15 protein-coding genes are annotated in these 15,173 nt (G+C 67.7%); 12 read left to right on the top strand and 3 right to left on the bottom strand.

Annotated features, from left to right (window positions below):
* Positions 1–27 precede the first annotated feature (27 nt).
* The 8 genes from flbD to AC1DJ5_RS00040 all read left to right on the top strand — a co-directional run bounded on the left by flbD (position 28) and on the right by AC1DJ5_RS00040 (position 8,274).
* Positions 28–1,440: a sigma-54-dependent transcriptional regulator FlbD gene (gene flbD, locus AC1DJ5_RS00075; RefSeq protein WP_441455660.1), complete on the top strand. Its 1,413-nt coding sequence runs from the start codon at positions 28–30 to the stop codon at positions 1,438–1,440.
* Between the two features lie 2 nt (positions 1,441–1,442).
* Positions 1,443–2,330, top strand: a complete 888-nt coding sequence (bla, locus tag AC1DJ5_RS00070) for a class A beta-lactamase (protein WP_477019258.1) — start codon at positions 1,443–1,445, stop codon at positions 2,328–2,330.
* A gap of 68 nt (positions 2,331–2,398) precedes the next feature.
* Positions 2,399–4,477, top strand: coding sequence for a flagellar biosynthesis protein FlhA (gene flhA, locus AC1DJ5_RS00065; protein ID WP_441455862.1), 2,079 nt, complete (start codon positions 2,399–2,401; stop codon positions 4,475–4,477).
* A gap of 54 nt (positions 4,478–4,531) precedes the next feature.
* Positions 4,532–6,064 carry a sensor histidine kinase gene (locus AC1DJ5_RS00060; protein ID WP_477019257.1) on the top strand — a complete coding sequence of 511 codons (1,533 nt, stop codon included), beginning with the start codon at positions 4,532–4,534 and terminating at the stop codon, positions 6,062–6,064.
* Positions 6,061–6,483, top strand: a complete 423-nt coding sequence (locus AC1DJ5_RS00055; protein ID WP_441455654.1) for a response regulator — start codon at positions 6,061–6,063, stop codon at positions 6,481–6,483. Before AC1DJ5_RS00060 ends, AC1DJ5_RS00055 begins: the two co-directional genes overlap by 4 nt.
* A 14-nt stretch (positions 6,484–6,497) precedes the next feature.
* Complete coding sequence (locus tag AC1DJ5_RS00050) at positions 6,498–7,529, top strand: sensor histidine kinase (RefSeq protein ID WP_477019474.1); 1,032 nt, start codon at positions 6,498–6,500, stop codon at positions 7,527–7,529.
* 40 nt (positions 7,530–7,569) lie between these two features.
* Positions 7,570–8,016 carry an NUDIX domain-containing protein gene (locus AC1DJ5_RS00045; protein WP_441455653.1) on the top strand — a complete coding sequence of 149 codons (447 nt, stop codon included), beginning with the start codon at positions 7,570–7,572 and terminating at the stop codon, positions 8,014–8,016.
* Positions 8,017–8,091: 75 nt separating this feature from the next.
* Positions 8,092–8,274 (top strand): CsbD family protein, encoded by a 183-nt coding sequence (locus AC1DJ5_RS00040; protein WP_477019256.1) that lies wholly within the window; start codon positions 8,092–8,094, stop codon positions 8,272–8,274.
* A gap of 57 nt (positions 8,275–8,331) precedes the next feature.
* On the opposite strand, the gene AC1DJ5_RS00035 is transcribed toward AC1DJ5_RS00040, so the two are convergent.
* Genes AC1DJ5_RS00035 through AC1DJ5_RS00025 form a run of 3 tightly spaced genes read right to left on the bottom strand, consistent with a single transcriptional unit; the run spans position 8,332 to position 10,603 of the window.
* A complete protein-coding gene (locus AC1DJ5_RS00035; RefSeq protein WP_477019255.1) occupies positions 8,332–8,838 on the bottom strand; it encodes a hypothetical protein in 507 nt (168 codons plus the stop codon).
* Positions 8,839–8,876: 38 nt separating this feature from the next.
* Positions 8,877–10,055 (bottom strand): vWA domain-containing protein, encoded by a 1,179-nt coding sequence (locus tag AC1DJ5_RS00030; protein ID WP_477019254.1) that lies wholly within the window; start codon positions 10,053–10,055, stop codon positions 8,877–8,879.
* 20 nt (positions 10,056–10,075) lie between these two features.
* The gene (locus AC1DJ5_RS00025) at positions 10,076–10,603 is read right to left on the bottom strand and encodes a GNAT family N-acetyltransferase (protein WP_441455648.1); all 528 of its coding nucleotides are present in this window, start codon (positions 10,601–10,603) and stop codon (positions 10,076–10,078) included.
* A 332-nt stretch (positions 10,604–10,935) separates the two neighbouring features.
* On the opposite strand from AC1DJ5_RS00025, the gene AC1DJ5_RS00020 reads away from it, so the two are divergent.
* From AC1DJ5_RS00020 to dxs, 4 genes are all read left to right on the top strand, one after another.
* On the top strand, positions 10,936–11,574 hold the full coding sequence (locus AC1DJ5_RS00020) for a histidine phosphatase family protein (RefSeq protein WP_441455647.1): 639 nt from the start codon (positions 10,936–10,938) through the stop codon (positions 11,572–11,574).
* Positions 11,575–11,624: 50 nt separating this feature from the next.
* A complete protein-coding gene (locus AC1DJ5_RS00015; protein WP_441455645.1) occupies positions 11,625–11,882 on the top strand; it encodes an exodeoxyribonuclease VII small subunit in 258 nt (85 codons plus the stop codon).
* Positions 11,883–11,930: 48 nt separating this feature from the next.
* Positions 11,931–12,803, top strand: coding sequence for a polyprenyl synthetase family protein (locus AC1DJ5_RS00010; RefSeq protein WP_477019473.1), 873 nt, complete (start codon positions 11,931–11,933; stop codon positions 12,801–12,803).
* A gap of 66 nt (positions 12,804–12,869) precedes the next feature.
* Entirely contained in the window at positions 12,870–14,780 is a 1,911-nt protein-coding gene (gene dxs, locus AC1DJ5_RS00005) for a 1-deoxy-D-xylulose-5-phosphate synthase (RefSeq protein ID WP_477019253.1), read from the top strand.
* Positions 14,781–15,173 lie beyond the last annotated feature (393 nt).

The raw sequence follows: 15,173 nt of genomic DNA, 5'->3' as shown, positions 1-15,173 counted from the left end.
GGAATAGCGCTCTAGAGGAGAAGACCCATGCGGCTTCTGGTGGTTGGCAGGCTCAGCGGACAGCTGGCGACGGCGGTGAAGATGGCCATGGCGCACGGCGCCAAGGTCCAGCACGTCGAACGCGCCGATCAGGCGACCGAGCAACTGCGGCGCGGGCAGGGGGCCGACCTGATGATGGTCGACTACCGCATCGACATCGCCGCCCTGATCGCCGCCAATGACGCTGAGCGCATCTTCGTGCCGATCGTGGCCTGCGGCGTGGACGCCGACGCCAAGGAAGCCGCCGACGCCATCCGCGCCGGGGCCAAGGAGTTCATCCCCCTGCCGCCCGAGGCGGATCTGATCGCCGCCGTCCTGTCGGCCGTGGCCGACGACGAACGGCCGATGATCTCGGCCGATCCGGCGATGAAGGCGGTCGTGGCCCTGGCCGATCAGGTGGCGCGTTCGGACGCCTCCATCCTGATCACCGGCGAAAGCGGCGTCGGCAAGGAGGTGATGGCCCGTCACCTGCACAACGGCTCCAAGCGCGCCGATCGCGCCTTCATCAGCGTCAACTGCGCCGCCATTCCCGACAACCTGCTGGAATCCGAGCTGTTCGGCCACGAGAAGGGGGCCTTTACCGGCGCCGTGGCCCGCCGCATCGGCAAGTTCGAAGAGGCCGACGGCGGCACCCTGCTGCTGGACGAAATCAGCGAGATGGACGCCCGGTTGCAGGCCAAACTGCTGCGCGCCATTCAGGAGCGGGTCATCGACCGCGTCGGCGGCTCCAAGCCCGTGCCGGTCAACATTCGCATCATCGCCACCTCGAACCGCGACCTGGCCAAGGCCGTGGCCGAAGGCACGTTCCGCGAGGACCTGCTGTACCGCCTGAACGTCGTCAACCTGCGTCTGCCGTCCTTGCGCGAACGGCCGGGCGACATCGCCGTCCTGTCGGATCACTTCATCCGCAAATACGCCGTCGCCAACGGCGTGCCGCCGCGTCCCATTTCGTCTGACGCTCGCCGCGCCCTGGTCGGCCACCGCTGGCCCGGCAACGTGCGCGAGTTGGAAAACGCCATGCACCGCGCCGTCCTGCTGGCGACGGGCTCCGAGATCGACGTCGACGCGCTCCGCCTGCCCGACGGCCGGCCGCTGCTGGAAGGCGGCTCGACCGCGCCGTCGCCCGCCGCCTCGACCTATGACGCCGGGGTCGCCGGCCATGCGGCCCAGATGGCCGACGCCATGACCCGCGGCTTCGTCGGTCAGACCGTGGCCGAGATGGAGAAGACGCTGATCCTCGACACCCTGTCGCACTGCCTGGGCAACCGCACCCATGCGGCGACCATCCTGGGCATCTCGATCCGCACCCTGCGCAATAAGCTGAACGAATACGCCGACGAGGGCACGCCGATCCCGGCCCCGCAATCGGGCGTCGCCGCCGCCTACGGCGCCGTGGGCTGACCATGCGCGCCGTCCGCAGGACCGTCCTGCTGGGCGCCGGGGCGCTGGCGCTGACGGGTTGCGTGCGCGAGGCCGACGCCGACGCCGGAGCCCTGGATCTGGACCTTTCAGCGCTTGAGGCGCGGCACGGCGGTCGTCTGGGCGTCGCGGTCGCCTCGGCGGGAATGAACGCCGCCTGGCGCGGCGACGAACGGTTCGTCTATTGCTCGACCTTCAAGATGTATCTGGCCGCCGCCATGCTGCTGCGCGTGCAGGCGGGGCAGGAGCGGCTGGATCGCGCCATCCCGATCACCCGCGCCGACATGGTCAACCACGCCCCGACCACGGAACCGGCCATCGGCTCGACCCTGACTGTCGAACAGTTGATGAAGGCGACGGTCGAACTGAGCGACAACCCCGCCGCCAACATCCTGATCCGGGAAATGGGCGGGCTGGACGCGCTTCGCGCCTTCTATCGCGGCATCGGCGACGCCAGCACCCGCGTCGACCGGCTCGAGCCCGAGATGAACCGTCTCGACGGCGACAAGGACACCATCACCCCGATCCAGTCGGTGCAGAACATCAGCCGCCTGCTGGTCTCGCCGGACACCCCGCTGAACGCCGCCTCCAAGGCCCTGCTGATGCGCTGGATGACCGACACCCCGACCGGGCAGGGCCGTATCAAGGCGGGCGTCCCAGACGGCTGGACCGTGGCGCACAAGATCGGCACCGGCGGCTATGGCCCGACCAACGACATCGGCCTGATCCAGCCGCCCAGCGACGTCGGGAGCGGCGCGCCCATCGTCATCGCCGTCTATTTCCACGCCACGCGGGAGTCGACCGACGCCCAACGCGAAGCCGTCATCGCCGACGCGACCCGTCTGGCGCTCAAGGCGCTGGGGCATGGCTGACACCCTGCGAATCCTGTCATCAGGCGGGATGATCTTCGTCCGCCGCCATGGTTGATGCGCCGATCCTGATGAAGGACGGCTATGCGCGCCCGACCGGGCGTGACGCGCTCGGCTGGGTGATGCGCGGCGAAGTGCTGATGTCGGTCGGCGTGATCGGCGTGATCATGCTGCTGATCGTGCCCATCCCGAAGATGCTGCTGGACCTGCTGCTGGCGATCTCGATCGTCTCCAGCGTGCTGATCCTGATGACGGCCGTGATGATGAAGCGGCCGCTGGACTTCGCCATCTTCCCCACGGTGCTGCTGGTCTCGACGCTTTACCGGCTGGGCCTCAACCTGGCCTCAACGCGGCTGATCCTGAGCCACGGCCAGGAAGGCCACGCCGCCGCCGGCCAGGTCATCAACGCCTTCGGCGAACTGATGATGGGCGGCAACTTCATCATCGGGGTGATCATCTTCGCCATCGTCCTGGTGGTGAACTTCGTCGTCATCACCAAGGGGTCGACCCGGATCGCCGAGGTCTCGGCCCGCTTCACCCTGGACTCCATGCCGGGCAAGCAGATGGCCATCGACGCCGACCTGTCGTCGGGCCTGATCACCGAGGAACAGGCCAAGCTGCGCCGCAAGGAACTGGAGCAGGAATCGACCTTCTTCGGGGCCATGGACGGCGCCTCGAAATTCGTGCGCGGCGACGCCGTGGCCGGCCTGATCATCACCTTCATCAACGCCATTGGCGGGCTGTTGATCGGCGTGCTGCAACACAAGATGCCGGTCGGCGAGGCCGCCAACACCTATGTCCTGCTGACCATCGGCGATGGTCTGGTGACCCAGGTTCCGGCCATCATCGTCTCCATCGCCGCCGGTTTCCTGGTGTCCAAGGCGGGCGTCGAGGGCACGGCGGACAAGGCCCTGGTGGCGCAACTGGCGACCAACCCGGTCAGCCTGGGCGTGGTGTCCGGCGCGGCGGGCCTGATCGGCCTGATCCCCGGGATGCCGCTGGTCCCGTTTGCGGCCCTGGCCATCGGCTCGGGCTTCATGGCCTGGAGGCTGGGCCGCAACCGGCTGAAGCCGGCGCCGGTCGAAACCGTCGATCTGAAGCCCAAGGAAGACGTCGAGGAGCCCATCGCCACGGCCCTGACCATCGACGAGGTCAAGATCGAACTGGGCTACGCCCTGCTGTCGCTGATCAACGATCTGGAGGGCCGTCGCCTGACCGATCAGATCCGCGCCCTGCGCCGTTCGCTGGCCCAGGAATACGGCTTCGTCATGCCGAGCGTGCGCATCCTCGACAACATGCGCCTGTCCAATCAGGGCTACGCCATCCGCATCAAGGAGATGGAGGCCGGGGCTGGCGAGGTGCGTCTGTCCCAGCTGATGGCCATGGATCCGGCGGGTCGTCAGGTCGAGCTGCCGGGCGAGCACACGCGCGAGCCTGCCTTCGGCCTGCCCGCCACCTGGATCGACGAATCCCTGCGCGAAGAGGCCACCTTCCGCGGCTACACCCTGGTCGATCCCTCGACGGTGCTGACCACGCACCTGACCGAGATCCTCAAGGAGAACATGGCCGACCTGCTGTCCTACGCCGAGGTTCAGAAGCTGCTGAAAGAGCTGCAGGGCGAGGAGAAGAAGCTGGTCGAGGAACTGATCCCGACCGTCGTCACCGTCACCACCCTGCAACGCGTGCTGCAGACCCTACTGCGCGAAAAGGTCTCGATCCGCGACCTCGCCGCCATTCTGGAAGGTCTGGCCGAGGCGGCGCCGCACACCACCAGCGTCACCACCCTGGTCGAGCACGTCCGCACCCGTCTGGCGCGTCAGCTGTGCTGGGCCAACCGGGGCGACGACGGCGCCTTGCCGATCGTCAGCCTGTCGCTGGACTGGGAGCAGGCCTTCGCCGATGCCCTGATCGGTCCGGGCGAGGACAAACAACTGGCCATGGCCCCGAGCCGGCTTCAGGACTTTATCCGCGCAGTCCGCGACGTGTTCGAGCGCGCCGCCATGTCAGGCGAGAACCCGGTCCTGCTGACCGGGCCGCAGGTCCGCCCCTATGTCCGGTCGATCATCGAGCGGTTCCGCGGCCAGACGGTGGTGATGAGCCAGAACGAGGTCCACCCCAAGGCCCGGTTGCGGACCATCGGCACGGTCTGACCGGCGTCGAGTTAACGGCTGGACTCAAGGGGTTCGGTCGCGGATGCTCGAATCATGAATCGCATCCGGCCGGCCCTGCGCAGCTTCAGCCTCTTTCTGCGCACGCCGACCCTCAGTCGTTCCATCATCGCCCTGCTGGCGCTGGCCATCCTGCTGCTGCTGGCGGTGAATGCCGCCACCTTCGTCATGATCCAGCGGACGACGGCCTATAACGACACCGTCGACCACGGACAGCAGGTGCGGCTGGCGTCCAAGGACATGCTCGGTCTGCTGGTCGATGCCGAGACCGGGCAGCGCGGCTACATGCTGACCGCCCGCCCTGACTATCTGAGCGTCCACGATCAGGCGGTCGCGGCTCTGCCCGCGGCGTTGGGCCGGCTGGAGGCCCTGGTCGGCGCGGACGACGAACTGGCCCCCCGGCTTGGGCGGGTGCGATCGCTGTATGAACAACGTCTCGCCCTGATGGAGCATACCATCGACCTGACGCGCACCGGGCGGATCGGCGAGGCCGTGTCCCTGATCCGCAGCGGTCAGGGCAAGTCCATGATGGACGCGATGCGGGTCGAACTGACCGCCATCGACGAGGTCGAGGCGCGGCGCCTGGTCGAACGCACCAATCAATCCGAGCGCGCCTCTCAGGTGACGGTGGCGGTCAACGCCCTGGCCGCCCTGCTGATCCTGATCCTGGCCGGCATCAGCGTCTGGCTGGTGCGGCGTTACGTCGAGGAGATCGAGGCGGCGCATATGGAACTGGACCGGGTCAACGCCGGGCTGGAAAACCAGGTCCGCGACCGCACCGCCGAACTGACCCGCGCCAACGAAGAGATCCAGCGTTTCGCCTATATCGTCAGCCACGACCTGCGCGCGCCCCTGGTTAACGTCATGGGCTACACCTCCGAGCTGGAGCAGGTCGGCAAGATCTTCGATCATCAGCTGACGGCGCTGGAGAAGACCCACCCCGACGCCGTGGAGGCCGAGGCGCTCCGGGCCGTGCGCGAGGACGTGCCGGAAGCCGTCGGCTTCATCCGCGCCTCCACCGCCAAGATGGACCGGCTGATCAACGCCATTCTCAAGCTGTCGCGGGAGGGACGTCGGACGCTGGTTCCCGAGGTTCTGCCGATGACCGCCGTGGTCAAGGCCATCGCCGACAGCGTCCATCATCAGGCCATCGAGTCCGGCGGCGAGATCGTCGTGCGCGACTTGCCGGTGCTGGAAAGCGACCGGCTGTCGATCGAGCAGATCTTCGGCAACCTGCTCGACAACGCCGTCAAATATCAGCAGCCCGGCCGCCCCGTCCGCATCGTGGTCGAGGGCGAGACGACCGACGACGGCCGCGTCCACTACCGCGTCGTCGACAACGGGCGCGGCGTGTCGGCGCGCGACCACGAGCGTATCTTCGAACTGTTCCGTCGCGCCGGGAAACAGGACCAGCCGGGCGAGGGCCTGGGCCTGGCCTTCGTCCGCAACAACGTGCGCCGCCTCGGCGGGGTCATGGAACTGGAGTCCGAGCTGGGACAAGGCTCGACATTCCATTTGAAATTCCCCACACGATTGATCGTGCCGGGGGATGCAGGAGACCGTCTATGAGCCACTCCGTGAAGATCGTCATGGTCGAGGACGACCTGGGTCACGCCAAGCTCATCGAGAAGAATATCCGGCGCGCCAATATCGCCAACGACATCGTCCATTTCGCCGAGGGCGGGGCGGCGCTCGACTATCTGTTCAGCGACGAGGTGCGCGCCGAAGGGCCGCTGCTGATCCTGCTGGACCTCAACCTGCCGGACATGTCGGGCACCGATATTCTGGAACGGGTGAAGTCCGACGAGCGTCTGCGCCGCGCCCCGGTGGTGATCCTGACCACCACCGACGACAAGGTCGAGATCGAGCGCTGCTACGACCTGGGCTGCAACGTCTACATCACCAAGCCGGTGGATTACGAAGCCTTCGCCGGCGCCATCCAGCAGTTGGGCCTGTTCCTGTCTGTCATGCAGGCCCCGGAAATCTGAGCCGCGTGATCCACATGGGGGCCGCCATCCGTCTGCTGTACATCGACGACGACCGGGGCCTGTCCCGGCTCGTCCAGAAGGAGTTGGGGCGACACGGCTATGAGGTGACCTGCGCGCCGGACGCCGACGCCGGCTATGCGGCGCTGCAGACTGGCGAGTTCGACGTCTGCGCTCTGGACCACTACATGCCCGGCCGCGAGGGGCTGGACGTCCTGCCGGACATCCTGGCCCTGCCGAGCCCGCCGCCGGTGGTCTATGTCACCGGGGCTCAGGACGGGCGCATCGCCGTGGCCGCCCTGCGCGCCGGCGCCGCCGACTACGTCATCAAGGACGTGTCCGAGGACTTCACCGCCCTGCTGCGCTCCGCGATCGAGGACGCCCTGCTGCGCCGCCGTCTGGAACGCGAGAACGACGAGGCTCACGAAGAGGTCCGTCTGGCCCGCGACCGCGCCGAGGCCATGCTGCGCGAGGTCAATCACCGGGTTGGCAACTCACTGCAACTGGTGTCCAGCTTCATCTCCCTGCAGCTGCGCCAGCTGGCGGACGAAGGCGCCCGTTCGGCCCTGCGCGAGGCCCAGGTGCGGATCGAGGCGGTCGCCCAGGTCCATCGCCGCCTCTACACCTCTGCGGACATGGCCACGGTGGCGATGGACGAATACCTGACGGGCCTGGTCGAGGAACTGGGCAAGTCGGTCGGTCCCGACGACGGTTCGCCTCGCCTGACCCTTCGCGCCGAGCCGATGCGGGTGACTACAGATCAGGCGGTGTCGCTGGGCGTCATCGTCACCGAACTGGTCACCAACGCCGTCAAATACGCCTATGCCCCGGGCGAGGACGGCGAGATCCGCGTGGTGCTGGAAGGCGCAACCGAGGGCCGGGCGGTCCTGACCGTCGAGGACGACGGGCCGGGCCTGGGCGACGGCGCCCCCAAGGGCACCGGCCTGGGGGCCAAGATCGTTTCAGCCATGGCTGGCGGCCTGCGCTCGGCGGTCGAGTTCGACGCCGACCACCCCGGCGTGCGGGCGCGGCTGGTCTTCGATCTTTAGGCCCTTTCGCATCGGCTTCGCCGCGCGTTAGTCTGCCGTCATGAAGCTTCAGTTTGGAACGGCCCGACCGGGTCTCGACTACCTCCACCGCCCCGCCGCCTTTGGTCTGGCCGAACGGGACGGCAAGCTGGCCTGCGTGCGCGTGGATCGGGGCGAGGGCTGCTATTTCGATCTGCCGGGCGGCGCCGTCGACGGCGAGGAAAGCGAGCAGCAGGCCCTGATCCGCGAGTTCGCCGAGGAAACCGGCCTGATCGTCCAGCCCGAGGATCGTCTGACCGAGGCGGCGCAGTATTTCCTTCGCACCGACGGCTCGGCGGTCAACAACGCCGGGGGATTCTGGACCGTGCGTCTGGCCGGTTTCGACGCCGGGACCAAATGCGAGGACGACCACGAACTGGTCTGGCTGGATCCGCTGGAAGCCGTGTCCCGCCTGCGCCACGAGGCCCACGCCTGGGCCGTGGCCAAATGGCTGCGGTCACGAATTTAGGGAACCGGCGCGACGCCGAACGGTTGTTTCTGTCGAAGCGTCGTCACTCTGGCGGCGTCAGTACAGGGACGTATCATGCCCGATCGTGACCGTATGGAAGGCGCCGCCAAGAATATGGGCGGCAAGATCAAGGAAGCCGCCGGCAAGCTGACCGGCGACGAGAAGCTGAAAGCCGAGGGCCGCGCCGATCAGGTGGCCGGCAAGGTCCAGAACGCCGTCGGTGGGATCAAGGACACCCTGCGGGGCGACCGCCACTAAAGTCAGCACCGATCGGGCCGCCGCTCCCGCGGGAACGGCGGCCTTTTCATGCCTGGGTCAGTCACCGCCCAGACGGATGCGCAAGCCGTCCTGTGCGCGCGCCTCGCCCGCCGCCGGGCGGCACTCGCTGTTGAAGGCGATGGCGCCGCTGGTCGTGCGCTGGGGGCGGTTGTCGCAGACCTTTTCGAGCGGCGTCGGCGCGCCGAGCGCCGCGACGGGTCGCGGCCCGCACTGCATGGCATAGCCGTTCGCCGCCGTGCCGGGGGTGCAGTTCTCCAGCGCCGCCGAGGGCCGCAGGCCGTCAGGCAGTCGGTCGCCCATGACGGCGGCCAGCGTCACCCGCACCCGAGCCTGACAATGCGCCAGCGGCTCGTCCTTGCGGATGAAGGGGCTGCATTGCGACCGCTCCCAGCCATAGGGATCGGCCAGGGCGAGGGCGGGCAGGGCGCGAACCGGCGCCGCGACGGCGACCTCCTCGACCGGGGCGGGCGGTTCGTCGGACCAGACCACGCCGGGCGACGCGGCCTGTTGCAGCATGAAGGCGAAGAGCAGAGCCGTCGTCATCGCATCTCTCCCGAAGCTGGGCCTCCCGGATCAGGCGCCTACCGTGTCAGCGCCCGCATGGCCTTGTCCAGTCCGTCCAGCGTCAGGGCATACATCCGCTGGTCCATGACCTCGCGGATCAGGCCGACCGACTGGGTGTAGCTCCAGTAGCGTTCGGTGACGGGGTTCAACCAGACCGACTTGTCCCACTGCTGCCGGGCGCGTTTCAGCCAGACGGCGCCGGCCTCCTCGTTCCAGTGCTCGACCGAACCGCCCGGCATGGTGATCTCATAGGGGCTCATCGTGGCGTCGCCGACGAAGATGGCGCGCCAGTCGCCGGGGTATTTGTTCAGCACATCCCAGGTCGGAATCTTCTCGTTGTGCCGGCGCCGGTTGTCCTTCCACACCCCTTCGTAGAGGCAGTTGTGGAAGTAGAAGAACTCCAGGTTCTTGAACTCGGTCTTGGCCGCCGAGAACAGCTCCTCGCACAGCTTGATATGGCCATCCATCGACCCGCCGATGTCGAGGAACAGCAGGACCTTGATCGTATTGCGCCGCTCGGGCCGCATGCGGATGTCCAGCCAGCCCTGACGCGCCGTGCCGTCGATGGTGCCGTCCATGTCCAGTTCTTCGGCCGCGCCTTCGCGGGCGAAGCGGCGCAGGCGGCGCAGGGCGATCTTGATGTTGCGAGTGCCCAGTTCGACGCCGTCGTCCAGATTCCGGTATTCGCGCTTCTCCCAGACCTTGACCGCGCGGCCCTGCTTGCCGGGGCCGCCGATGCGCACGCCTTCGGGATTATAACCGCCGTGGCCGAAGGGGCTGGTTCCGCCGGTGCCGATCCAGCGGTTGCCGCCCTCGTGGCGCTCCTTCTGCTCGTCCAGACGCTGCTTCAGCGTCTCCATAAGCTTGTCGAAGCCGCCGAGGGCCTCGATCTGGGCCTTCTCCTCGTCGGTCAGGAACTTCTCGGTCAGCAGCCGCAGCCAGTCCTCGGGAATGTCGGTGGTCAGGTCCTCGCCCGCGCCGACCGTCTCCAGCCCCTTGAACACCTTGGCGAACACCTGATCGAACCGGTCATAGTGCTTCTCGTCCTTGACCAGCACCGCCCGCGACAGATGGTAAAAGGCCTCGACCTCCCGCCCCGCCACGTCCTTGTCCATGGCCTCCATCAGATGGAGCCATTCCTTCAGCGAAACCGGCACACGGGCTTCGCGCAGGGCGGTGAAGAAGGGCAGGAGCATGGGATCAGACTGGGCCGCGATCAGCCGCGCCGCAAGATGAACTCGTGGTCGTTCCAGGCGCCGACCGGATAGTCGTATTCCCCGGCCTTCTCGAAGCCGTAGGCGGCGTAGAGTTTCTGGGCCTTTTCGTTGCCGCTCCACACGCCGATCCACAGGGGGCCGTCGGTGTTGGCCTCCATCCACTCCAGGGCGAGCTTCAGAAGTCGGGTGCCCAGACCCAGGCCTTGCGCGTCACGGCTGATGTAGAGGCGGCGCAGTTCGGCGTGGCTGGCGCGGGCGTCGGGATGGGGCAGGGTGTTCGGCCCGGTATTGGCGAAGCCCAGGATCTCGCCCTCGCGGTCGGCCACCCACCAGGCGGCGCCGGGCTCGGCCAGTTTCGACAGAATGGTCTCGACGCTGAAGCTCTTGTCGAGGAAGGCGGCCAGGTCGTCGGCGGGGTAGGGGATGCCGAAGCCCGTGACGAAGGTGTCGATGAAGGTCTGGCGGCCGAGCACGCCCAGGGCGGCGGCGTCGTCGGGTCGGGCGGGGCGGATCGCGGGTTCGGTCATGGCTTCGGCCATAGACCATTTTTGTTTCAGGTCGAATCGACCCGAACCCAAAAAATGGTCCAGCATCCATGCTGGAGCGAAATCTGAGTTGAGTTGGACTCGTCCAACAACCGATTTCGCTCTAGCGCCGCAACGCGTGTCGGTCGAGGCTGCAGCGCTCGCTCGCGAGGCTGTCATCGCTTGGTGGTTGCAGGGGCGCGCCTCGGGGGCTACCACCGTCTTCCAAGGGGCGACGAAACGCCTGCCCCGTCAACCGCATTCGGGGGAGATTGAGGGACGCCAAAGCCTTGATTCCACAGGCCGCTCCCCATGCTATGACTTCTCCCGCACTCATGACTCACACCGAATCCGCCGCATCGACGCCTTCAGAGGCGAGTCGCGCCCTTCAGGCGGCGACGGCGTTTGGCGCGATCATTCTGGCGCGCCACGGCGAACCGGCCCTGTCACGCAAATGTCTGATCACCTCGGACGAATACCGCGACTGGTGGGGCCGCTACGAGGTCGGCGGCCTGCGCGCCGGCCAGACGCCGCCCCAGACCCTGCTGACCGCCGCCGAGGGCGCGGGCGCCATCTACGCCTCGTCGCGTCCGCGCGCCCAGGAAACGGCCCGCGCCGTGGCCCGCGACCGCGAGGTCCTGGTCGACGCCCTGTTCATCGAGGCGCCCCTGCCGCCGCCGGCCGCGCCGAACTGGCTCAAGCTGTCGCCGCGCCTGTGGGGCGTGATCTCGCGCTTCTGGTGGCACGTCTTCAATCACCACGAAGGCCAGGAGACCCGCGCGGAGGCCGAGGTTCGCGCCGATCAGGCCGCCCGTATCCTGATCGCCCGTGCGTCCGAAGGCCACGACGTCCTGGTTTTGGCTCACGGCTATTTCAACCACATGGTCGGCCAGAAGCTGAAGGCCCACGGCTGGCGTCTGGCCGAGAACCAGGGCTTCAAATACTGGTCGCAACGTCGCTACGAGCGGCGCTGAGCCCTTTCGTCGTTGATGCGCCGGGCGGGCGTCTCTAGGTTGCCCGCATCATGACCGACGCATCCGTTTCCCCCGCCGTCTCCGCCGATCTCAGCTTCGAGGACGCCCTGTCGCGTCTGGAAGGCATCGTCTCGCGTCTGGAGTCCGGGCAGGCCCCGCTGGAAGAATCCATCGCCCTGTACGAAGAGGGCGCGCGCCTGAAGGCCCACTGCGAGGCCCGGCTCAAGGCCGCTCAACTGCGGGTCGAGAAGATCGTGGTCGGCGCCGATGGTCAGGCCAAGGGCGTCGAACCGGCCGAGTTCGGCTGACGCACGCCTGTGACTGTGCTCGCCGCCAATTCCCCTGAACAGGCCGTCATCGACCGGGTGGCCGAGATCGCCGATCTGGTCACCGTCGCCCTCGACGAGCTGCTGCCGCGCGCCGACGGCCCCGAATCCCGTCTGACCGAGGCCATGCGCTATGCCGCGCTCGGCCCCGGCAAGCGGTTGCGGCCCTTCTTCGCCATCGAGGCGGGGCGGCTGTTCAATGTCGACGAGCGGGCCGTGCTGCGCGCCGCCTGCGCCCTGGAATGCGTCCACGCCTATTCCCTGGTGCATGACGACCTGCCGGCCATGGACGACGACGACATGCGGCGTGGGCGTCCGACCCTGCACATCGCCTATGACGAGGCGACCGCCATCCTGGCCGGCGACGCGCTGCAGACCGCCGCCTTCGACATCATCCTCGACGAAGACACCCACGAGGACCCGGCCATCCGCTGCGAGCTGGCCCGGCGTCTGTCCTTTGCGTCGGGCGCGCGCGGCATGGCCGGCGGCCAGATGATCGACCTGCTGGGCGTTCGCGACGACCTCGGCGGCGTCGCCCGGATGCAGCGGCTCAAGACCGGCGCCCTGTTCGCCTACGCCTTCGAGATTCCCCTGATCATCGCCAAGGCGCGCGACAGCCACCGTCACGCGCTGATCAGCTTCGCCCACGACATCGGTCTGGCCTATCAGATCGTCGACGATCTGCTGGACGTCGAAGGCGACGCCGCCGAACTGGGCAAGGCCGCCGGCGGCAAGGACGCCGCCCTGGGCAAGACCAATTTCGTCACCCTGCTGGGCGTCGACGCGGCGCGGCACAGGGTCGCGCACCTGGCCGATCAGGCCCGCTCCCACCTGGATCCGTTCGGCCACGACGGAGAAATCCTCAAGGCCAGCGTGGACTTTGTGCTCAAGCGCAGGTCCTGATAGGAAACGCCCCCGCTGTCCGCGGGTTAACTGACTGACGATCCGCGTCAAAGGCCCCCCTTTACGATGCCTGATACTCCCGTTCTCGACACCGTCACTGTTCCTGCCGATATGCGCGGGTTCGATATCGCGCGGCTGAAACAGTTGGCCGACGACGTGCGGGCTGAAACCATCGACGCGGTTTCGGTCACCGGCGGCCATCTGGGATCGGCGCTCGGCGTGGTCGAGCTGACGGTCGCCCTGCACCATGTGTTCGAGACGCCCAAGGACATCCTGATCTGGGACGTCGGCCATCAGTGCTATCCGCACAAGATTCTGACCGGGCGCCGCGACCGCATCCGCACCCTGCGTCAGGCCGGCGGCCTGTCGGGCTTCACCAAGCGCACCGAGAGCGAATACGACCCCTTCGGCGCGGCCCACGCCTCGACCTCGATCAGCGCGGCGCTCGGTTTCGCCGCCGCCCGCGACGCCAAGGGCGAGAAGAACAAGGTCGTGGCCGTCATCGGCGACGGCTCCATGTCGGCGGGCATGGCCTATGAGGCGATGAACAACGCCGCCGAGGCCACCAACGGTCAGCTGATGGTCGTCCTGAACGACAACGACATGTCGATCGCCCCGCCCGTCGGCGGCATGAGCGCCTATCTGGCCAAACAGGTTTCGGGCGGCGCCTATCAGAACATCCGCAAGGTCGGAAAGAAGTTCGTCGACCACATGCCGCGCCCCTTCCGCGACGCGGCGCGCAAGGCCGAGGAATATGCTCGCGGCATGATCGTCGGCGGCACCTTCTTCGAGGAACTGGGCTTCTACTACATCGGGCCGATCGACGGTCACGACATGGAGAACCTGGTCCCCATCCTGAAAAACGCCGCCGCCATCACCGACCGTCCGGTGCTGGTCCACGTCGTGACGCAGAAGGGCAAGGGCTACGCCCCGGCCGAGGACAGCGCCGACAAGTATCATGGCGTGGTCAAGTTCGACGTCGTCTCGGGCAAGCAGGCCAAGGCCGTCTCCAACGCCCCCAGCTACACCAAGGTCTTCGGGACCGAGCTGATCAAGCACGCCCGCAACGACCCCAGCATCGTGGCCATCACCGCCGCCATGCCGACCGGCACGGGGCTGGACCTGTTCGGTCAGGCCTTCCCCGACCGGACCTTCGACGTCGGCATCGCCGAGCAGCACGCCGTCACCTTCGCTGCCGGTCTGGCGGCGGACGGGATGAAGCCGGTCTGCGCCATCTATTCGACCTTCCTGCAGCGCGGCTATGATCAGGTCGTCCACGATGTGGCGATCCAGTCCCTGCCGGTGCGCTTCGCCATGGACCGCGCGGGTCTGGTCGGCGCCGATGGCGCGACCCACGCGGGCAGCTTCGACATCGGCTTCATGGGGGCTCTGCCCGGCATGGTCCTGATGGCCGCCGCCGACGAGGCCGAACTGGCCGCCATGATCTCGACCTCGCTGGCCATCGACGACCGCCCCAGCGCCTTCCGCTATCCGCGCGGCGACGGCGTGGGCGTCGAGATTCCCGAACTGGCCGCCCCGCTGGAGATCGGCAAGGGCCGCATCGTCCGCGAGGGGACCTCGGTCGCCATCCTGTCGCTGGGCACCCGCCTGCAGGAATCGCTCAAGGCCGCCGATCTGCTGGCCGCGCGCGGCGTCTCGGCCACCGTCGCCGACGCCCGCTTCGCCAAGCCGCTGGACGCCGACATGATCCTGCGTCTGGCGCGCGAGCATGAATGCCTGATCACGGTGGAAGAGGGCGCCATGGGCGGCTTCGGCGCCTTCGTCCTGCAACTGCTGGCCGAGAAGGGCGCGCTGGACGCAGGCCTCAAGATCCGCACCCTGACCCTGCCCGACGTCTTCCAGGAGCAGGACAAGCCCGAGGCCATGTACGCCCAGGCCGGTCTCGACGCCGACCACATCGCGGCGACCGCCCTGTCGGCCCTGGGCGTCGACGCCAGCCGGGCGGTAAGAGCTTAAATCCTTCTCCCCTTGCGGGAGAAGGTGGCCCGTCAGGGCCGGATGAGGGGTCTCGCGACGCTAGATGACGGCCGCGAGTTGAACGTCGCGCAACCCCTCATCCGTCCGGCTTCGCCGTCCACCTTCTCCCGCAAGGGGAGAAGGATAAGACGCCTGGCATCGGAACCCCGAACCGCAATCCCTGACATTTCCTGCCCTCGCCCGCCGCTCACGCCAAACAGCTCGCCTCACCCCCAACCTGCCTCATGCTCCACCTGTCCCGTCGCAAGGGAGGGCTCGCTCGGCCGGCGAACCGAAGCGGCGGCGGGAGCGGAGAGAACGGGGGTCTTGTCGGACCGTTCGCCTCTCGTCGCGCGCACCGGGCAAGGGAGCACCCAGCGGAAGGCGGCGATG

This window comes from Brevundimonas sp. 01N35, from assembly GCF_056399785.1.
Note: the sequence above shows the minus strand (reverse complement) of the source record. Positions and strands in the feature narration are given on the sequence as shown.